Source organism: Pseudoalteromonas phenolica (genome assembly GCF_044788725.1).
Classification (GTDB): Bacteria; Pseudomonadota; Gammaproteobacteria; order Enterobacterales; family Alteromonadaceae; genus Pseudoalteromonas; species Pseudoalteromonas phenolica_C.
On the sequence record NZ_CP173162.1, the window covers coordinates 838,927 to 857,940 of the forward strand.

Sequence of the window (19,014 nt, forward strand, 5' to 3'; positions counted from 1 at the left end):
TAGCCACTCTATGGTAGTTGTCATTACCGGCGCTTCTTCGGGCATTGGCGAAGCCTTGGCGCTTGAATATGCGCAACAAGGTTTTGCTGTATATGCGTGTGGAAGAAATCAAGTAAAGTTAGATGCGTTAAGTGAAAAATCAGCAAACATCACACCGTGTATTTTCGATTTAAATGACAAAAACGCACTTAAAAGTGCATTGCCAAAAGACTTAGCTATTGACCATTTAATTCTCAATGCGGGTACTTGTGAGTATATAGATAACCCTAAACAGTTCGATGGCACATTGTTTGAGCGAGTCATTCAAACCAATTTAATTGCTGTGGGTTATTGTTTAGAAGCTTGGTTAAAGCAATTGAAATTTGGGGGGCAGGTTGGCTTGATGAGTTCAAGTGCCGCCTATGTGCCACTAACACGCGCTGAGGCGTATGGCGCATCAAAAGCAGGTATTACCTATTTGGCTAAAACGCTCAGTGTAGATCTAGAACCTCAAGAGATTGGCATCAGTGTGATCCATCCTGGGTTTGTAAAAACACCGCTTACAGACAAAAACGACTTCGATATGCCGGGCATTATTGAAGCCGATGATGCAGCCAAAGCCATTTTCAAAGGCATGAGCAAAGGCATATTTGATATTCATTTTCCTAAAGGCTTTACGTGGACGCTTAAAGTCTTATCTCTTTTACCCTTTAGTCTCTGGCGTCCGCTCGCTAAAAGGATGATAAAAACATGAAGAAAATTGCCATCATAGGTAGTGGTATTTCTGGTTTAACCTGCGCTTACTTGTTATCGAAAAAATATGATATCAAGTTATTTGAAAAGAACGATTATATTGGTGGTCATACGGCCACTGTTGATGTTGAGGTCGACGGTAAAGAGTATGCTATCGATACTGGCTTTATTGTTTGTAATAACAAAACCTATCCAAATTTTTTAAAACTACTTAGCCAAATTGGCGTTGACTATAAAGACACTGAGATGAGCTTTAGTGTCCATAATGTTCAATCGGGCTTAGAGTACAATGGCAATAACTTAAATTCGTTATTTGCTCAGCGCCGTAACATTTTGAACCCTAAATTTTGGGGGCTAATTAGAGAAATTTTACGTTTCAACAAAGCCTGTAAAGCGTTACATGCTCAGCAAATTGCCCCACATTTAACACTGGGCGATTTTTTAGACGATCAGCATTTTTCAGACTATTTTAGCCAGCACTATATTTTGCCAATGGGCGCAGCAATATGGTCAACCAGCTTGCAAGAAATGCGCGATTTCGAACTGCGGTTCTTTGTGCAGTTTTTCTATAACCATGGTTTGTTAAACATCAGCGACCGCCCACAGTGGCATGTGATTAAAGGCGGATCTCGTGAATACGTGAAGCCATTAACGCGTGAGTTTGCAGACAAGATTTGTCTCAATAGTAATATAAGTTCTGTAACGCGTAACGAAGATAGTGTTGTGGTAAAGCTTGCCGATGGCAGTGAAGAGCTTTTCGATGAAGTGGTATTTGCATGCCATTCAGATCAAGCCCTTGCATTATTGGCAGATGCGAACGAACAAGAGCAGCAAGTACTTGGTGCTATACCTTACAGTGAAAACCAAGTGGTGCTTCATACCGATACCAATATGCTGCCAAAGCGTCCACTTGCTTGGGCCAGCTGGAATTACCGCTTAGACAATACCAATATGCGCCCAGCTGCGGTGACCTACAATATGAATATATTGCAGGGTCTGCAAAGTGACACCACATTTTGTGTGACATTGAATCAAACGGCCATCATAGATAAATCTAAAATATTAAGAGAATTCACCTATCACCATCCGGTGTTTAACAAGCAAAGTATGGCGGCACAGCAGCGTCGCTCTGATATCTGCGGCAAAAATCGCACCCACTTCTGTGGCGCATACTGGTATAACGGCTTCCATGAAGATGGAGTGCGTTCAGCACTAGACGTATGTAAACGATTTGAGTGTGAGCTGTAGTTATGAATAGCGCGATTTATCAGGGCCAAGTTAGACATAGACGTTTTAGTCCAAAAAATCATGAGTTTAATTACACCATGATGCAACTCGCGCTAGATTTAGATGAAGTTGAAGAATTAGCCGCAAATCATTCAGTATTTAGCTTGAAAAAGTTTGCCCCTATGAGTTTTTTTCAAGCTGATTATGTAAAAAATGAACCGGGCAATTTAAAACAACGTATAGCAAGTAAAGTTTCCCAATTGGGTGGGAAATGGGATGGCGAAAAAGTCACGTTAATGGGCCAGTGCCGATGTTTCGGTTTTTATTTTAGCCCTGCAAACTTTTATTTTTGTTATCAAAATGACGGTGAGTGTCGCTATATGCTGGTTGAGGTAAGCAATACACCTTGGCTTGAGCGTCATTACTATTTGGTCGATTTACAAGGCGATATGAAAACTCAAAAAGATTTTCATGTGTCTCCTTTTATGGACTTAGATATGCAATACCATTGGCGGGTAAAGCCGCCTGCAGAGCAGGTTTTGGTTCATATTGAAAATCATAAAGACCATAAGCAATTTGATGCCACGCTTGCGATGAAAAAGCGTGAAATAACAAAAAGCAGTTTGTTCAAAGCGTGGCTGTCGGCGCCACTAATGCCAATTAAAGTCGTTGCAGGCATTTATTGGCAAGCTGCTAAATTGTTTGCCAAACGTATCCCATTTATTGCGCACCCTGAGACTAGAGGTTAATAATGGAACAGTCATCTACCAATGTCACCGCAACAACGAATCTAGAGCAACTTTCTTGGTTTGAGAATAAATGCCGTAACCTAGTTTTTTCGTTACTCGATAAACTAGAAAAAGCCAGCTTAGAGATAGAAGAAGCTGGGCAGATAACACGTTTAGGTAACGCAGATGCCAAGCTGTGCGGCAAGATCATCGTGCAAGATACGTCTATGTATGTCGATTTCGTAAAAGGGGGCAGCATTGCAGCAGCTGAAGCTTATATCGCGAAAAAATGGACTACGCCAAACTTAACCGAAGTTATCCAAGTATTTGCCCGTTGCCAAGAACAGCTTGATGAAATCGAGAAGCAGGGCGCGTGGTTTACCCAACTGAAAAATAAGATTTTTCATCGTAAAAATGCCAATACTCAAAGCGGTTCAAAAAATAACATCTTGGCGCATTACGACTTAGGCAATGAGTTATACACCCGCTTTTTAGACAGCACTATGATGTACTCGAGTGCTATTTATAGTGACACGGCAACCGAGTTGCATGAAGCACAACTCAATAAACTTAAAACAATCTGCGACAAATTAGATTTAAAGCCGACCGACCATTTAATCGAAATTGGCACTGGTTGGGGTGGCTTGGCAATTTTTGCTGCCGAAAACTATGGCTGTCAGGTGACAACGACGACAATTTCAGATGCACAATACGAATTTGCAGTAGATAAAGTAAAAGCCAAGGGGCTTGAAGATAAAATCACTTTGCTTAAAAAAGACTACCGCTTACTCGAAGGCAAGTACGATAAGTTAGTTTCAATCGAAATGATTGAAGCCGTTGGTCATGAATTTATGGCGGAATTTTTCGCTAAGTGTAATAGCCTGCTTAAAGATGACGGCTTAATGCTTATTCAAGCTATTACCATTTTAGATTCGCGTTACGATCATTACCGTACTAACGTTGACTTTATTCAACGTTATATCTTCCCAGGTGGGTGTTTGCCGTCGATTGCGATAATGAGTAAACACGTTGCCGAGCAAACCAATATGATGCTCGATAATATTCAAGATATCGGTTTGCACTACGCAAGAACTCTGGCAGATTGGCGAAAAGGCTTTGATGCAAATTGGCAAGCGCTTACTGAGTTTGGCTTCGACGAGCAGTTCAAACGATTATGGCATTTCTATTTGGCGTACTGTGAAGGCGCGTTTTTAGAGCGTGTGATAAGCACTCATCATTTAGTGCTTCGTAAGCCTAATTATCGAAACGATACCGATGAACAAATTTGCCGTTATTAACTTCTTCCTATTCCAGCTTGTATGGTTTACCTGTGCTTTGTTAACCGAATATGCAAGCTGGCTTTTATTGCCCTTAATTACTCTGCATTTCGCAGTATTTAAGGATCGATCCCGAGACTTCAAGCTGCTATCGATTGCCTCTGTTGGTATTGCATTTGATTTTTTGATGTTCAAGTTGGGTATTTTAACCTTCAATGAGAGCTTCTTTCCGGCTTGGTTATGCCTACTTTGGCTGATGTTTGTGCTTAGTCTTAACTATTCTTTTGAGTGGATGAATAAACTCAATGTGTTTATTAACGCCTTAATAGGTGGCATTTTTGGCCCGCTGAGTTATTTTGCTGCGGTTAAATTTGGTGCGCTGGGTATGGGCGTCGCGCAGACACAATTTTTGTTTATTTATGCCCTTGGTTGGGCGTTAATCATGCCACTGCTGATCTTTTTAAATAACAGACCGTATTACAAGTTAAGCTAAATCAACAGGAACACGTCATGCGTGTGATTTTTTTAATTTGTTTTTTATTTTCTTTCAACGGCTTTGCCTCACCAGTACAAGACCTTACAAAATACGGTGAGGGTCAAATGTCTGTGATGTTTTGGGATCTGTATAAAGCAGAATTGTTCGGACAAACACCCAGCTATCAAGCCGACACCTCTCCAATCGCGCTGAAAATCACTTATCTAAGAGACATAGACAAAGAAGACTTGATAGAAGCCACGTTAGATCAATGGGTTCACATTGGTTATGAAAATGAATCTATTCCAAATTGGGCAACGCAACTTGAGCAAATCTGGCCCGATATCGAAGAGGGTAGCCAGCTTACTATTCGCGTTCACCCCGATGGCTCGTCAGCTTTTTATGATGCAACGCGCAAAATAGGCAGTATGGAAGATCCGCAATTTGGCAAAGCCTTTCTCGCGATTTGGCTCAGTGAAAAAACCTCGGAGCCTAAACTGCGTACGCAACTTATTGGAGAGAAAAAATGATCAGAGTGCTAACACTCATCTTAGGATTCATGTTTTTAGTAGGATGTTCAAGCAATCATATTGATGATTACGTCGGTAAAACACCAGAGCTTAAATTGGAGGAGTTTTTTCAGGGCGAACTTAAAGCTCATGGTGTGGTGCTTGACAGAAGTGGTGCATTTCAGCGTAGCTTTACCGTGAAGTTAATCGGCACTTGGCTGCAAGAAAATGGTCAGCTAAAAGGCAAACTAGATGAGTGGTTTGTTTATGACGATGGTGAAAAAGACACGCGTACTTGGCTAATAACAAAAACCGCAGACGGAGAATATACGGGCACTGCGAATGATGTAATTGGTCAAGCAAACGGTCAAGCTCGTGGTAATGCCTTGTACTGGCGATACGACTTAGAAATTCAATATAAAGGCGACCCTCTGGTCGTTACCCTTGATGATTGGATGTATTTGGTGGATGAAAACCGCTTAATTAATCGCACTGAGATCATTAAGTTTGGTTTTAAAGTAGGTGAAGTTTTGCTAAGTATTGAGAAGGTGTAAGTCACCTTCTCAATAACTATCCATTGGAAATTACAATATATTCAATTTTTATAGTATTTCACGTTAGTTAAAGTATTTTGCGTAAAGGCTGACCTTCACCCCGATAAAGGCTAACAGGTGTCAGTGTTATTACTTCATTTTTTTTCCTCAGTTTGTAGTAGTTTTCGGTACATTCAAATGAAAATGCATTATCGGCTCTTAAGGTTAGGCGTCGCTTAGGTTCGTCATTTATTTGCGCAAAAACCTGCCTACTTTCTTGTGAGATAGTCATGATGCGTTGGTCAGTGAATTGATACTTTCCAATTAAGTCTTCAGTGAAACCTTTATTAATATCAGTGGTTGGCGCAGGTGATAACTTTAATTGTTTCGCAATTAAATCTAGTACTAACGGCCCTGGATGCTTAGCATCATTATTACTAAATGCTACGGCATAGAGGTCGTTCTCTGGCAGGTAAATTGACCATGTCATAAATCCTGGGATCCAGCCTTCGTGGTTAATGGTCATTTTGCCGCTAATGGGGTAATTATAGAGGCCAAATCCGTAAGGCGAAGTTTCTCCGTTATTTAAAAGCGCTGGGGTAATCATCTTTTCATAACTTGCCTTCGAAATGACTCTGCCATTAATGAGTGCTTGATGCCAGCGGCTCATATCTTCAAGCGTGGAAGCAATCGCGCCAGATGCATGCACCCAGCTTCGGTCTACTTTGAAAGATGCATCATTAGCGCTGGTGTAGCCCGTTACTCCTGTCTCGCCTTCACCGCGTTCTATGACGTATGAGCTATTCATTTGTGTAGGCTTGAAAATATGCGTTTTGAGATAGTCAGAGTATGTTAAACCCGAAGCGACTTCAATGACTTTGCCAAGCAATACATAACCTGTGTTGGAGTAGTGAAATAGTTCTCCCGATTTTGCTATAACAGGCTGTTTTACAATCTTTTTTATGATGTCATCCAAGTTTGTGTAAACATGCCATCTATTTCTGACGCTGACATCGTTATTGTAGTTTGGTAAACCTGAAGTATGGCTAAGTACACGTTCAATGGTGACTTGTGAGTAGTCTTTTGGCAGGCCTTCAATGAAATTTCCAAGTGTATTCGAGAGCTTTAATTTACCTCGCTCAGCGAGCTGTAAAATGGCTGCAGCAGTAAATTGCTTTGATACTGACCCGATTTGAAAAACGTCATCAAGTTTGAGTTGTTGTTTGTGTTGTATATTTGCAAGACCTGCTACACCGCTGTAAATCACTTCTCCTGATTGCTCTAACCTGACGGCTACTCCGGGATTTGAATCAGAGCTATGACAGGCGAGAGTTTCGCTAAATGGATTTTGTTTCGCGAACGAAAGAGGGGCAAATAAAGTGGCAATGAATACAGCAGTCCTAAGCATGTGTTTTCCTGAATTGATGTGTAGTTGAAAGTTAGCCTTTGCTTCAATTGTTATTATTGCAGTAAAGAAGCACCTGATCCTTGAATTAAAGAAACTTAATCAAGTAACAAAACATGCATTACTAAGGGATTAAAGCTGAACCAATTATGAATAAATTTAGTGTGGTACTACTGTCATTCATTTAAGAGGTGGGTTTGCTGGTTAATCAGCATCAGCATTGAACGAATAGCTTATTTAAAGAAAAGGCCTTAAACAGTGATGTCTAAGGCCTAGATAACCTGAGCTCAGGCTACATAAGTTATGCTTAGTCTACTTTCTTAAGTAAAACTTCAACTGCTTTTTCGATTTGTTTATCACGACCTTGTTCAACTGATTGAGGGTCATTCTTAACAAGGTGATCTGGCATGGTTTGGTTGTTTTCTAGGTATTCACCTTTGGTGTTCTTAATGCCCACTTGTGGCACACCAGCGCGGAAGTCGCCTGAAATCCCCATTTCCCACCAAACTGCGGTCATTGTACCTGGCACCGGCATACCCACCATTTCACCTAAATCTAATTGATCGTAAGTGTAAGAGAATGCATGGGCATCACTGTAGTTGCCTTCGTTGATAAGCAGCACAGATGGCTTGTTCCATTGATCGAGCGGATCGCCGTGATACTGACGGCCGCGAACATGCATGGTGAAGTACTCTTCGCCACTCAGTAGTTTTGCAAGATCGTTGTGTAGCCAGCCGCCGCCATTAAAGCGAGTGTCAACAACAATGGCTTTCTTATCAAAATGTTTACCTAAAAGACGAGAGTACACGGCTCTAAAGCTTGGATCGTTCATGCCACGCACATGCACATAGCCAAGTTGACCGCCTGATAATTCTTCTACCAGAGCTTCTCTTGATAGCACCCAGCGATCGTACAGTAAGTTATTAATAGTACCGCTGTTTGTTGGTTTAATGACTTCATCAAAAAACGCACCATCAACATCTGCAAAAGTGAAACGTACACGTTGACCTGCAGTGTGGTTTAACAACTTGAATAAGTTTTGTGACTCGCTTAATTCAACGCCGTTTACAGCTTTAAGCGTTACCCCAGGTTTTACCTTGCTGCTGGCTTTATCAAATGGACCTTTAGCCAGTACCTCTTCAACCATAAATGGGTTCACATCATTGAAAAACAAACCTAAACGGCCAGTAGCATCATCCGTTGGCTTAGGGGCAGGGCGGTAAGATGAACCAATATGTGATGCATTTAGCTCGCCAGTCATTTCAGCAAATAGATTCGCGAAGTCACGACCATGGCCCACTGATGTCACTTTCGCACGATAAGATTGACCAACTTGGTCCCAGTCGATGCCGTGATAGTCATCGCGATAGAATTTATCATCAATGATGCGCCAGCTGTGATCGAACATAAATTCACGCTCTTTAGCAGCTTGTAGTTGCATCACAGGCTTGGTCGAAATTGGTTTAAGCGCAATTTTGTTGCCTACTTTACCTTGACGTAGCGTACCATCGGCAAGAATAACAATGTTCTTTTCATCTTCGCTAAACGTCATGCTTGCTCTGCGTGCATTTAGTTTTGCAACCAACTCTGTTTTTCTATCGCGAATTGAATGACGCCATAAGTCATAGCCTTTTTCAAAACGCGCAAAGTAGTAAAGTGCCTTGGTGTCTTTTGTTAAATACGCTTGACCAAGATCTGACGCATGAACAGTCAGACGCGCTGTGCGCTGTTCGATGTTATCCCACTCAATCTCAAGCTTTTCAGCTTTGTCTTCGGTGTTCTTATCGTCTTGTTTTTCTGCTTTTGAGGCTTTTTTCTCTAGCTCTTTATGCAGTGCATATTCTTCTTTAGAGAATCTAAAACGGTCATAGCTGTCTTGTGTTAAGAAAGCGGCCATAACGTCGAATTCTCTGCCCCAACTGCCGTGATCACGTTGGCCATAACGGGCACTCGCCCAAAGCACTGCTTCACCATCGGTATGCCAAGAAGGTGAGGTATCGTTATAACCCGACAAGCTGATATCGCGAGGTTGCTGTGAACCATCTGATGGGAAAACGCCGATATTTGTCACAAAAAGTCGACTTCTTGGTGCGAAATCCGCAGTCATCCAATAACTATCTGGTGCCCATGCAAAGGTGATATCGCCATCTGCATACGAGTAGTTATGCTCTTTACCCAGTGCAATGTTTACTTTTTTAGATTCACGATCGATAACTTGAATTTCATCGCGAGCTGATAAAAACGCAATTTTTTTACCATCTGGTGAGTAAATAGGCTGGAAGCTATTTGTATCTACTTGATGAACGACTTCTTCTTTTAATTTAGTCGCGGCAAAGAAATAAGGCTCTGACTCATCGGCAATCGATGTTTCATATAACCCCCAGCTGTTGCCTCGTTCTGCAGCGTATAACAGGGTTCTGCCATCTTTATGGAATGACACTGAACGCTCTTGCTGCGGCGTATTGGTGATTGCGCGTGTCGTCCCGAATTCTGTGCTAGCAACAAACACTTCTCCACGCGCCACAAACGCCACTTCTTTACCATCTGGCGAGACAGAGTATTCGGTGATTTTGCCACCTAGCATGGTTGGCATCATATCGTCTTCTTGCACATCATTGGCAATATTGATTTTAACGTGCTTAGGCTTGCCACCTTTTGAGGTATAGACACTGCCATGGTGCACAAATGCCAGCGTGCCATTGTCACTGATAGATAAACTGCGAACAGGAAATTGCTTAAAGTCAGTGATTTGCTTTTTGTTATCGCCATCTAAATCGGCGCGCCAAACGTTAAATGCACCCGACTTTTCTTCAGACGTATAATAGTAAGTATTGTTATCAGCCCAAACCGGGTTGTGATCGCCGCCCGCAAATGTTGTCAGTTGGGTGTGTTTGCCTGACACTAAATCTTGTAGCCAAACATCACGAGCAAATGCAGATACATCGTGCTTTCTAAATTCGTTTTCGTAAGCCTTTTCATCACGATAAAGTACTTTCTTGCCATCAGGAGAAAACTGTAATTCTGATGCTGGAATGGTTGATAGCATCTTAGGTGTGCCACCATTTAATGACACCGTGTAGCTTTCAGTTAAGCGTGCAGTAGGAAAAATCGTCGAGTCTTTAGAATCTTGACGTGCAGATGTGAACAGTACTGTTTTATCATTTTTGGCGAAATCTTGAGGCACATCATTGGCTGAATGGTAAGTCAAACGCTTAGCTTTACCACCCGATGATGGCATAAGATACACATCTAAATTTCCATTTCTATCACTAGCAAAAGCGATATGCTTGCCATCATTAGACCAAACAGGGTGACCATCCCAATCACTGTGTAAAGTCAGAGGGCGAGCAGTGCCACCTTTAGTTGGTACGGTATAAATGTCACCCTTATAAGAGAAAGCTATTTGCTTACCGTCTGGAGAAATGTTGCTGTGTAGAAACCACTCTTCGCTTTTAGAGGCATGTGCTTGAGCAGTTAAAACAGCTAATGCACAAAGCGTATACTTGGCTGATGGCATTGATGTTTCCTTATTCGATTTGGTCTTTGTTTTAATTTTCAGTGATAGTGTAACAAGCTCTCAAACAAAGTGCGTAAAGATTAGATGAGTCGGTTATTAAATGAGGCAAAACCAATTTCATAAAAGCAATGTAATAAACGCCTAGTTTGATACAACAATTGTGAGAATAATTGTTCCTTTTATGGGGGGATAGCAAGTTTTATGAACCAATTTTTTGTAACAACGTATATAAGAGTGAAATCAATCATTTTTAAAGAGTTGTTTCAAGAATGAAGTTAAGCAAACTTGAGCAGTATTTTTATGTTGATAAATTAATTTATCACTCGTTAGATCTGGCTTTGTACAACGTCAGTGCGGTAATAGATGGCCAAGAATACATGATAACGAATGAGCGCGGAGAGCGATTGAAATGTCACAACTTTGTTGTGCTCCAAAAACAGCTCAAGAACGTCAAAGCCAAAAAGCAAGTCATGCGTCAATTGAGTGCTTATGATGAAATGGTTGGTGGACCTGAAAAAGCAGATAACTTATTAGAAGTGCCACTAGGAGATAATCAGCTTTATTAACACATTAAACATTTTGCCTAAATGTTTTTATTTCCCTTTATTTGTGTCGAAAATCTTAATTTCTGATTAAGTGAAATTTATTAAATTCTTTTTAAAAAAGTTTTAAAAAATTCTGATCGATTAAAAAAAGCACTCCGTAAGCTTGTATGAACTTTAAACACAAGAGGAATGTCGAAGTGATTAGAACAATAAAACTGGGTGCAATTCTTGGCCTGTCAATGATGTTATTCGGTTGTAATGATGATGACACCAAAGAAGTTATTACACCCCCTGTTAAAGAAGCAAATACCATTGTAGACGTGGCCGTTGCCAATGGTAATTTCACGACACTTGTTACGGCACTTCAAGCAACGGGTTTGGATGATACCTTGGATGATGCAAATGCATCTTTTACGGTTTTTGCGCCAACCGATGCGGCATTTGAAGCACTTGGAGAAGAGACTATTTCGGCTTTGTTAGCTGACACTGACAAGTTAAGTAAAATCTTAACCTATCATGTCCTATCCAGCGAAGTGAATGCCGAAGCGGCAATTTCAAGCGTTGGTAGCACGGTTGATACTGTAAATGGTGCCAAGCTAGCATTGTCACTTTCGGGTGATAATTTATTAGTAAATACCAGCACAGTTTCGGTAACGGATGTAATGGCAGACAATGGGGTTATTCACGTCATTGATGCTGTACTCATGCCTCCGGCATCCACAACTTCTGAGGTTAATATTGTCGAAACCGCAAAAGCGGCCGGAAACTTCAAAACATTAGTTGCGGCGTTAGAAAGAACAGGCTTAGACAGTGTGTTATCTGATCCCTCGGGTACATTTACAGTATTTGCACCAACTGACGATGCTTTTGCCGCGGTTGGTGAGAAGATGATAAATACGCTGTTGGCAAACCCTTCGGTACTATCAGATATATTGAAACAGCATGTACTCGCAGTTGGAGCCGATTCTGTTGCTGCAATGTCGCTCAACGGTCAAGCACTAGAAACTGTACTTGGAAACGAGTTAAACATCACAATTAACCCAGAAACTGATAGATTGCTTTTTTCTGGTGCGAATATCGTTACAAAAGATATTGTTACTACTAATGGCATTATTCATGTCATTGATTCTGTAATTATTGCCGATGTAGCGCTCCCAGAAAGTTACGGCACTATCGCAGACGTTGCTTCTGAAAATGGTAACTTTGAAACATTATTAGCTGCTTTAGGTGTGGCAGGCTTAGATTCTGTGATGGCCGATCCAACTAAAATCTTTACTGTGTTTGCACCTACTGATGTGGCGTTTTCAGCATTAGGCAAAGATACCGTTGAAGCACTATTGGCCGATACAGAAGGTCTCAAAAATACCTTGCTTTATCACGTAGTGGCAGATCAAAAAGTGCTTTCAGACAGTGCTGTTACGGTCGCAAATAGTGATGATAATTTTGTTACTATGGGTAACAATGATAAAGCTTCACTTAGTTACAAAGACACCACCTTGTACATCAATGATTCTGTAGTTTCTGTCGCAAATGTTACGGCCGACAATGGCGTAATACATGTTATAGATAAAGTGATTATGCCGCCAAAGGCAATGGGTGAGCCAACTAAAACCGTTGCTGAAACAGCCCTTGGCACTGATAGTCTTTCAACATTGGTTACAGCACTTCAACAAGCCGATTTAGTTGATGCTCTAAACAATCCTGATGCGAATTTCACAGTATTTGCGCCAACGAATACGGCATTCAAAAAAATACCTGCTGAAACATTAAACTCCTTACTTGCAGACCAAGATGCATTAACAGCTGTGCTTTTACAGCATGTTTTGTCAACAGAAGTCACTAGCCATGCGGCGTTTGCTGCAAACGGTGCTGAAGTAGAAACCTTGCAAGGTAACAAACTTTCAGTGAAATTAGTAAACTTTGCAGGTGTTTCAAACACTACTAATGACGCGATCACTTACAGTAAAACTACAGGTACCTTAACCACTGGTGCTGCGAGTGAAATGCCAGGTAAAACCTTGTACGTCTTCGATAACGACTTAGAAACTGCGATGAGTCAGTGTAATGACGCATGTGCTGAAAATTGGCCGCCTGTTATTGCCAATGCACAAGAGATCACAAATATTCCAGGTCTTTCATTAATTGAAAGAGCTGATGGCATGATGCAAGCTGCTTATCTTGGTCGCCCGCTATACACGTATGTTCAAGATACAGAATCTGGTGACATGAAAGGCGACGGGTTTAATAACCTTTGGTGGGCGGTGAAACTGCCTACTTCTGGCTTGCAAATTGAAGGCTCGAATGTCACAACAACTGATATTTATACTTCAAATGGTGTTGTACACTTAATTGACACTGTTATTACTGAAGTAAAATAATACTAATCCGCTTAATTAAGAGGTTGAATTTTAATAAATAAATCCCTGTTGGTAGCTCCGTAGATATTTCGTTATCTAGATGTTCTAAATGAGAAATCTTTAACGCAGCTATCATCAGGTTTAATCACTCAAAATAATTGAGTCTTTTTGTGGGTTGGTACAGCTCTTAATCTGACTTTGATGCGTCTTGCATATGGAATGGTGAAGGCGCATTTTCTTTATTATTTTGGAGCTGAAGCTTTGTAATGACTGAGTACTCTGACAAACTCTTGTTCCGAAACCGGTTTGGCAATAAAGTCATCCATACCAATACTTAAACACTTTTCTTTATCTTCACTAAATGTATTTGCGGTCATAGCAACAACAGTCGGACGTTGTTTCTTATAGCGTTCAATAATGCGTTTAGTCGCATCGTAACCATTCATAACAGGCATTTGTATATCCATAAATACAAAGGTGTAATATTTCTGTTCGAGCATATCGAGTGCAACCTGTCCGTTTTCTGCAATATCATAGGTATAACCAAGCTTTTGCAGTAACAAGCCTGCTACTTTCTGGTTTATAAGATTGTCTTCAACAACCAATATTGTGTGCGGTTGAAGTTGTGACTTTGCCAACTCTGAAGTTGCTGGTTTTATTTTATCTTGATCACTTTCCGGCACAAATTTTAAAGGCAAAGTTACAACAAATGAGGTGCCCTGTTTAGCTTTGCTTTTCACCTCTATATTGCCGTGCATGGCATAGGCGAGTTTAGAAGCAATAGCTAGGCCTAAACCTGTTCCACCATACTGCCTCGTAGTAGAGCTGTCACCTTGCACAAACGGTTCAAACAGCCAGTTTTGGGCGTCTTCGCTCATACCTATGCCTGTATCGGTCACTTTTATGTGTAGCTTAAATTGTGTGTTGCCTGTTTTTTCTCCATAAGCGAAAACAGAAATACTGCCTTTTTCAGTAAATTTAACTGCATTGCTAAGCAAATAATTTAATAATTGCTTTATTCGCAATGCATCTCCAATTAACTGCTGCGGCATCGATGCTTCGATATTATTTTTTAATATTAACCCTTTATTTTTCAACTCAGGCTCGATTGTTGATAACAACTCGTTGAGTAACTGTTGAAATGAAAATGGACTTGCAAGCAGTTTGATATTATTGGTTTCTAACTTACTGTATTCCAATACGTCAGTTACTACACCGAGTAAGTTTTCAGTACTTTGATAAATTGTATTCAGCATGTCCAACTGAGACTGAGAGAGCTCTGTGCTTTGAAGTAACTTCACTAAACTCAAAATACCATTCATCGGTGTTTTAAGTTCATGAGACATATTTGCTAAAAATTCAGATTTTAACTGATTAGAGCGAAGTAAAACTTGGGCTTCGTTTTTTAATTTAAGTCGCTTATGCTCTTGCTCTTTGGTAATCAATAAGCGCTTAACGGCTGCACTAAATAACTCAATGATAATCAATGAAGATGAATTAAAAGCTTGGTTTTGTTGCAAAAAAATAAGAATGTTGGATTTTTCATTTTCCAGCGGTAGCACTTGATAAATTAAATAATACTGTTGCTGGTTTATTAGGACTATGGTGTTATTTTTTAGTTCTTTGACTGGCAGCTTCTCGATTGTCTGGCATAGCGTGTGTTCGTTCTCACCATATAAACACTCAGCTTTATTGTCATTGTCTATCATTAGGCAATAGTCAAAATTGAGGGTCCAAAGGAGCTTGTTTACAGCATTTAATAGTATTTTGTGTGATGATAAGTCAGCATGCATGCTGTCATCAGCGAGGTTGCTGGTCAGTTCGATCAGCGAAGATAATTGATAAGAATCGATTACACTGCCATTCATAATTAAATTACAACATTATCTTTGAGTAAATTTGCAAAATCTTCGTCAACGACCAGCATCATGCCCTGGGCTAAGGTGTTTGAATAATTCACCACACTGGCGAGCGACATAAGCTCAAACACTTGATTCTTCGATAATCCACTGTCTAATAAATTTTGATGGTCTTGCTCTGTGACTAATGCGCTGTTCGTTGCCATTTTTACCGCAAAGTCTATTGAGACTTTTACCCGTCTCGGATTTAAATCAGACGATTTTTGTAAGACTTGATTGATTGTTTCATCGTCTATGTTGAGGTATCGACACATTGCACAATGAATAGAGGTGCAATACGCACATTCCCGCTCGTTCGAAATGGCAATAAATACGAGCTCCTTTAATGCTCTTGGTAGCTCTCCAGTGAGTAAAACATTTTTAAACAACGCCCAAGTCGTCGATAAAATGTGAGGGTTATAGTTGCCAAGTACTTTAAAGTAATCAACCAGTCCTTCGTTCCCTAAATGCTCAAATATATCATCATAAATTGCTTTGACTTCATTGCTTGAATCTGAATATTCCAGCGTGTTGTAAATTCCCATATCAAAGCACTCCTTTTTTGAAATGTTAGTTAAATAACTACCCTTTAGTAAAGGTTAGTCCTTTTTCATCAGATCAAAAGTATAAATGACAATTTTTTATGATTTTAATGCTTTATTTTCTGATAGTTTTTTCTGAAACTTCAAAAGCTAAGAAGAAAAAGCAAAAACGGGGGTGTTAATGCTGAGAAGCATTTAAAATTTGCTTAAAAACATCAGATTTATCAAGTGTCTCAAATGCTTTTTTGATTTGCTTTAAGTGTTCAGGCGAGACTGATTTTTTACTTAATGCAAAATATACGGGCGCTTCATTGATAATTAAGGGGTGAATAAAAGCATCTTTTGGTGCAAGTTGATGTTTTATTTCGTATTCAACATTAAGTTGTTCTTCTAAAAAACCGAAAATACGGTCTTTGATGAGTAAAGAAAGTTTGGTGTCATTATTAGGTACCTTAAAAAAGTATTGCTCGGGTGATTTAACTTCCCTCATGAATCGACTAAATTCTACTCCATAAAAAGCACCTTCTTGTATGCCAAGTGGTAACTGAGTGTTTAGAATATCACCGAAGTTTTTTAAAATGACACTCGGGTTCGCTTTGCTGACAACTCTGATCCTTTCGACTCGCTGCGGCCCAATAAAAGTAGCAAATTCTTTACGCGCTTCGGTTTTACTTACACTAAGCATCATGTCTAACTCACCACTTTCAAGCATGAGCAAAGCCCGTCCCCATGGGACAGGTACAAACCGATGGCGACATCCTGCTTGAGCTAAAAGTGCTTTTGTTAATTCGATATCAATGCCTTGCCATTGCTGATTTTCATCGCGATGTGATTGAGCTGCGTAATCTTCAACACGCACAAGTAAATCACAACTGAATACATGAAAGCTTATCAGAGTAAAAAGCGTTACTATTTTGTACATATTTAAAGGCTCTTCGATTGGTGGATATATCAAAAAACTTTTTAAATATAGTTCAGTGAAAGTATTCACCTCAACAGCAATTTTGCCTGAACGGTTAATTCTTAGGAGGGAGTGTAAAAAAATCGTATTTTTTACAGTGTGATTAATGTTTTGTTGGTTTTTTGTTTACATTTGTCTTTTAAATGGTAACATGCGCACCCAATATTAAGGAATTTACTCAACTCCTAGTAATCATGGAAAAGTTTTACATAATATTTTTAATTATTTTCTGTTTATATTCTCAACCATCAAGCGCGAAATATAACGATAATATGCAAGGTACGCTCACAGGTGTTTATGTATACACAGACGGAGACTATATCTATTTCACACTTAATAATCAGCCAACAAGCCATCCAAAATGTAAAAGTAACTACTTTGTTATTCCTTCAACAGTTCCTCAAAATAGACGTGAAATGCTTCTTTCAAGATTACTCACCGCTTATTCAATGAAAGAAAGGGTCAATATTGGTTATGACAATAGTGTCGAATGCGCCAATGGGTATATTAAAGTACATAGGGTAGGCTAATAACATGGTTAGAATAATAACTTTTCTATTGTTATCTATTAGCCATCTCGCCATAGCAAAAGGGCCTGTAAACTCAAACAAAATCACAAAAGTTGCTTTTCAGACTGGTGGCTTTTTTATGTATGCAACAGATTGGGAAAACCCAAATAATTGCACAAGAAGTAATGCTGTTGTACTTAAAACTTCCGATAGCAATTACGATAAAGCGTATTCGTTGTTGCTCGCAGCCTATATGTCAGAAAAGAAAGTCTCAGGGTATTCAGATGGGTGCGTAACCTTTGATGGTCAAACATATAACTCGATCAGAGGCTTTAAATATTTAGTGATTGAGTAATTCTGACAATAAAAAACCATAAGGAGATATGGATTTGAAAAATACCCAAATATTATTATTGATAATAATTGGTGTTTTACCATTTTGTACTCACGCAAAACGTTACTGGCCGGCTAAAACACTTACCAAATGGTCTTTATACATGAATAACGGTGTTGCTTATATTCGTTCAGATGAATTTGCATCACACTGTAGTTATTCCCGTGGGCAAATAAATATGGATGGAACAGAATTTAACCGCGCACAGTATTCTTATGCATTATCTGCAAAAGCTAGAAATAAAAAACTTCGATATGTTGTCGATAGCGATCAAACAGTATGCATCATTACTGGTTTACAAGAGGTCGACTAAAAACAATGAATAAACTTTTTTCCACTCTACTTATTCTTTTTACTTCATTTTCAGCAAAGGCAACTTTTAACTGCTCCGTAGATGTTAACCGTGTATTAGTTTATGGCAATGGTGGTATTAACATTCTTCATTCTGGTCGAAATGATTACACGGTGATTTGTAATCTAAATACTGATTGGAAAGGAGTGAAACCAGTAACCTGCGCTATGTGGGTAGGTCTTTTACAAAACGCACAGGTCAATAATAAAAAGGTCATTTTTTATTATAACGGCGAAGGAACATGCGGCACTTTACCGACTTATGGCAATACGCCAGCGCCAGTTTATATAGGGCTCATAAAGTAATGAATAAACTAAAACAGATCCTCTTTATTACGCTGATCGTGTTCACTAAACCAGCGTTTTCTATGTCTACAGCTTCATACTATCAAATTCAAGATATTTGGACTTGGGCTGATTACACCTCAGGTGTAATCAAAATTCGCTTAAAAACCCAGACACTAACACTATAGACCTTTGTCCTATGGGCTTTTGGATTGATAAAACGAATAGCAGTAACGCCCAGCTTTTAAGTGTTGCTTTGTCTGCCTACCACACAGGTGCAAAAGTAAAAATATACGCTAGCGAAGCTGAAGATTGGAGTGGTTTGAGCTCTAAAGAATGCAAGCTAAAACTAATTGTTTTAGAGCCTAAATAGCACGAGTAAAAGATAAATAAATATGAAAAAGCTTATTTTAACTATCACTTTGTTAATTGCTCCTTTTTATTCATTTGCTGAAACTTGCTCAGCAACTGGTTGTATAGACAAAATTCAAATGCTTTATGTAAACGCTGATGGTGATATTTATATTGGTATGCCAGGAGATGAAAAGCTAGCAAACTGCACGCCAGTCAGTGGCGTTTATTTTACCCTACCACCAACAGCAGAAAATAAAAATGAAGTCTATTCAGCACTTTTAGCTGCGCAAATGGCAGATAAAGTCGTGCATGTCAGAGTGAAAGAAGGAACTAGCAAATGCGAAGTTTTATACGTCACTCTGGATATCCGTAGATAGTAATAATTCATCAATAGCTAAATATTAAAAAACATTAA

19 protein-coding genes are annotated in these 19,014 nt (G+C 39.6%); 14 read left to right on the forward strand and 5 right to left on the reverse strand.

What is annotated here, in order from left to right:
* Positions 1–10: 10 nt before the first annotated feature.
* From ACH784_RS21160 to ACH784_RS21190, 7 genes are read left to right on the forward strand one after another with little or no spacing between them, the layout of a single operon-like run.
* Positions 11–733: an SDR family NAD(P)-dependent oxidoreductase gene (locus tag ACH784_RS21160; protein WP_404397011.1), complete on the forward strand. Its 723-nt coding sequence runs from the start codon at positions 11–13 to the stop codon at positions 731–733.
* Positions 730–1,980 (forward strand): NAD(P)/FAD-dependent oxidoreductase, encoded by a 1,251-nt coding sequence (locus ACH784_RS21165; RefSeq protein ID WP_404395781.1) that lies wholly within the window; start codon positions 730–732, stop codon positions 1,978–1,980. Before ACH784_RS21160 ends, ACH784_RS21165 begins: the two co-directional genes overlap by 4 nt.
* Positions 1,981–1,982: 2 nt before the next feature.
* Positions 1,983–2,708 carry a DUF1365 domain-containing protein gene (locus ACH784_RS21170; protein ID WP_404395783.1) on the forward strand — a complete coding sequence of 242 codons (726 nt, stop codon included), beginning with the start codon at positions 1,983–1,985 and terminating at the stop codon, positions 2,706–2,708.
* A gap of 2 nt (positions 2,709–2,710) precedes the next feature.
* Complete coding sequence (locus ACH784_RS21175) at positions 2,711–3,985, forward strand: class I SAM-dependent methyltransferase (protein WP_404395785.1); 1,275 nt, start codon at positions 2,711–2,713, stop codon at positions 3,983–3,985.
* Positions 3,963–4,457: a DUF2878 domain-containing protein gene (locus tag ACH784_RS21180; RefSeq protein ID WP_404395786.1), complete on the forward strand. Its 495-nt coding sequence runs from the start codon at positions 3,963–3,965 to the stop codon at positions 4,455–4,457. The genes ACH784_RS21175 and ACH784_RS21180 overlap by 23 nt, the downstream gene beginning before the upstream one ends.
* Before the next feature lie 17 nt (positions 4,458–4,474).
* The gene (locus tag ACH784_RS21185) at positions 4,475–4,969 is read left to right on the forward strand and encodes a chalcone isomerase family protein (RefSeq protein ID WP_404395788.1); all 495 of its coding nucleotides are present in this window, start codon (positions 4,475–4,477) and stop codon (positions 4,967–4,969) included.
* Complete coding sequence (locus tag ACH784_RS21190) at positions 4,966–5,502, forward strand: DUF3833 domain-containing protein (RefSeq protein WP_404395789.1); 537 nt, start codon at positions 4,966–4,968, stop codon at positions 5,500–5,502. Before ACH784_RS21185 ends, ACH784_RS21190 begins: the two co-directional genes overlap by 4 nt.
* Positions 5,503–5,569: 67 nt before the next feature.
* Here the strand turns inward: ACH784_RS21190 and ACH784_RS21195 are convergent, their stop codons facing one another.
* Both ACH784_RS21195 and ACH784_RS21200 read right to left on the reverse strand, forming a co-directional pair.
* Positions 5,570–6,889 (reverse strand): serine hydrolase domain-containing protein, encoded by a 1,320-nt coding sequence (locus tag ACH784_RS21195; protein ID WP_404395791.1) that lies wholly within the window; start codon positions 6,887–6,889, stop codon positions 5,570–5,572.
* 304 nt (positions 6,890–7,193) lie between these two features.
* The gene (locus tag ACH784_RS21200; RefSeq protein ID WP_404395792.1) at positions 7,194–10,403 is read right to left on the reverse strand and encodes a S41 family peptidase; all 3,210 of its coding nucleotides are present in this window, start codon (positions 10,401–10,403) and stop codon (positions 7,194–7,196) included.
* 269 nt (positions 10,404–10,672) lie between these two features.
* Between ACH784_RS21200 and ACH784_RS21205 the strand changes: the two genes are divergently transcribed.
* Positions 10,673–10,969, forward strand: coding sequence for a DUF6482 family protein (locus tag ACH784_RS21205; protein ID WP_404395794.1), 297 nt, complete (start codon positions 10,673–10,675; stop codon positions 10,967–10,969).
* A 176-nt stretch (positions 10,970–11,145) separates the two neighbouring features.
* A complete protein-coding gene (locus tag ACH784_RS21210; RefSeq protein ID WP_404395796.1) occupies positions 11,146–13,326 on the forward strand; it encodes a fasciclin domain-containing protein in 2,181 nt (726 codons plus the stop codon).
* A gap of 221 nt (positions 13,327–13,547) precedes the next feature.
* Here ACH784_RS21210 and ACH784_RS21215 read toward each other — a convergent pair whose 3' ends face one another.
* The 3 genes from ACH784_RS21215 to ACH784_RS21225 form a co-directional block, all read right to left on the reverse strand.
* Positions 13,548–15,173 carry an ATP-binding protein gene (locus ACH784_RS21215; RefSeq protein ID WP_404395798.1) on the reverse strand — a complete coding sequence of 542 codons (1,626 nt, stop codon included), beginning with the start codon at positions 15,171–15,173 and terminating at the stop codon, positions 13,548–13,550.
* A 2-nt stretch (positions 15,174–15,175) separates the two neighbouring features.
* Positions 15,176–15,748 (reverse strand): carboxymuconolactone decarboxylase family protein, encoded by a 573-nt coding sequence (locus ACH784_RS21220; protein WP_404395800.1) that lies wholly within the window; start codon positions 15,746–15,748, stop codon positions 15,176–15,178.
* 175 nt (positions 15,749–15,923) lie between these two features.
* Positions 15,924–16,667, reverse strand: coding sequence for a substrate-binding periplasmic protein (locus ACH784_RS21225; RefSeq protein ID WP_404395802.1), 744 nt, complete (start codon positions 16,665–16,667; stop codon positions 15,924–15,926).
* Positions 16,668–17,240: 573 nt separating this feature from the next.
* On the opposite strand from ACH784_RS21225, the gene ACH784_RS21230 reads away from it, so the two are divergent.
* From ACH784_RS21230 to ACH784_RS21250, 5 genes are all read left to right on the forward strand, one after another.
* On the forward strand, positions 17,241–17,570 hold the full coding sequence (locus tag ACH784_RS21230) for a hypothetical protein (RefSeq protein ID WP_404395803.1): 330 nt from the start codon (positions 17,241–17,243) through the stop codon (positions 17,568–17,570).
* A 28-nt stretch (positions 17,571–17,598) separates the two neighbouring features.
* Positions 17,599–17,922, forward strand: a complete 324-nt coding sequence (locus tag ACH784_RS21235; protein WP_404395805.1) for a hypothetical protein — start codon at positions 17,599–17,601, stop codon at positions 17,920–17,922.
* A gap of 5 nt (positions 17,923–17,927) precedes the next feature.
* Entirely contained in the window at positions 17,928–18,266 is a 339-nt protein-coding gene (locus tag ACH784_RS21240; RefSeq protein WP_404395806.1) for a hypothetical protein, read from the forward strand.
* Complete coding sequence (locus tag ACH784_RS21245) at positions 18,266–18,433, forward strand: hypothetical protein (protein ID WP_404395808.1); 168 nt, start codon at positions 18,266–18,268, stop codon at positions 18,431–18,433. Before ACH784_RS21240 ends, ACH784_RS21245 begins: the two co-directional genes overlap by 1 nt.
* Before the next feature lie 207 nt (positions 18,434–18,640).
* Positions 18,641–18,976 carry a hypothetical protein gene (locus ACH784_RS21250; protein ID WP_404395809.1) on the forward strand — a complete coding sequence of 112 codons (336 nt, stop codon included), beginning with the start codon at positions 18,641–18,643 and terminating at the stop codon, positions 18,974–18,976.
* Positions 18,977–19,014: the final 38 nt, after the last annotated feature.

Coding starts and splice junctions, on each gene's coding strand:
- ACH784_RS21160 (WP_404397011.1), top strand. CDS start 11: ATGGTAGTTGTCATTACCGGCGCTTCTTCGGGCATTGGCGAAGCCTTG.
- ACH784_RS21165 (WP_404395781.1), top strand. CDS start 730: ATGAAGAAAATTGCCATCATAGGTAGTGGTATTTCTGGTTTAACCTGC.
- ACH784_RS21170 (WP_404395783.1), top strand. CDS start 1,983: ATGAATAGCGCGATTTATCAGGGCCAAGTTAGACATAGACGTTTTAGT.
- ACH784_RS21175 (WP_404395785.1), top strand. CDS start 2,711: ATGGAACAGTCATCTACCAATGTCACCGCAACAACGAATCTAGAGCAA.
- ACH784_RS21180 (WP_404395786.1), top strand. CDS start 3,963: ATGAACAAATTTGCCGTTATTAACTTCTTCCTATTCCAGCTTGTATGG.
- ACH784_RS21185 (WP_404395788.1), top strand. CDS start 4,475: ATGCGTGTGATTTTTTTAATTTGTTTTTTATTTTCTTTCAACGGCTTT.
- ACH784_RS21190 (WP_404395789.1), top strand. CDS start 4,966: ATGATCAGAGTGCTAACACTCATCTTAGGATTCATGTTTTTAGTAGGA.
- ACH784_RS21195 (WP_404395791.1), bottom strand. CDS start 6,889: ATGCTTAGGACTGCTGTATTCATTGCCACTTTATTTGCCCCTCTTTCG.
- ACH784_RS21200 (WP_404395792.1), bottom strand. CDS start 10,403: ATGCCATCAGCCAAGTATACGCTTTGTGCATTAGCTGTTTTAACTGCT.
- ACH784_RS21205 (WP_404395794.1), top strand. CDS start 10,673: ATGAAGTTAAGCAAACTTGAGCAGTATTTTTATGTTGATAAATTAATT.
- ACH784_RS21215 (WP_404395798.1), bottom strand. CDS start 15,173: ATGAATGGCAGTGTAATCGATTCTTATCAATTATCTTCGCTGATCGAA.
- ACH784_RS21220 (WP_404395800.1), bottom strand. CDS start 15,748: ATGGGAATTTACAACACGCTGGAATATTCAGATTCAAGCAATGAAGTC.
- ACH784_RS21225 (WP_404395802.1), bottom strand. CDS start 16,667: ATGTACAAAATAGTAACGCTTTTTACTCTGATAAGCTTTCATGTATTC.
- ACH784_RS21230 (WP_404395803.1), top strand. CDS start 17,241: ATGGTTAGAATAATAACTTTTCTATTGTTATCTATTAGCCATCTCGCC.
- ACH784_RS21235 (WP_404395805.1), top strand. CDS start 17,599: ATGGATTTGAAAAATACCCAAATATTATTATTGATAATAATTGGTGTT.
- ACH784_RS21240 (WP_404395806.1), top strand. CDS start 17,928: ATGAATAAACTTTTTTCCACTCTACTTATTCTTTTTACTTCATTTTCA.
- ACH784_RS21245 (WP_404395808.1), top strand. CDS start 18,266: ATGAATAAACTAAAACAGATCCTCTTTATTACGCTGATCGTGTTCACT.
- ACH784_RS21250 (WP_404395809.1), top strand. CDS start 18,641: ATGAAAAAGCTTATTTTAACTATCACTTTGTTAATTGCTCCTTTTTAT.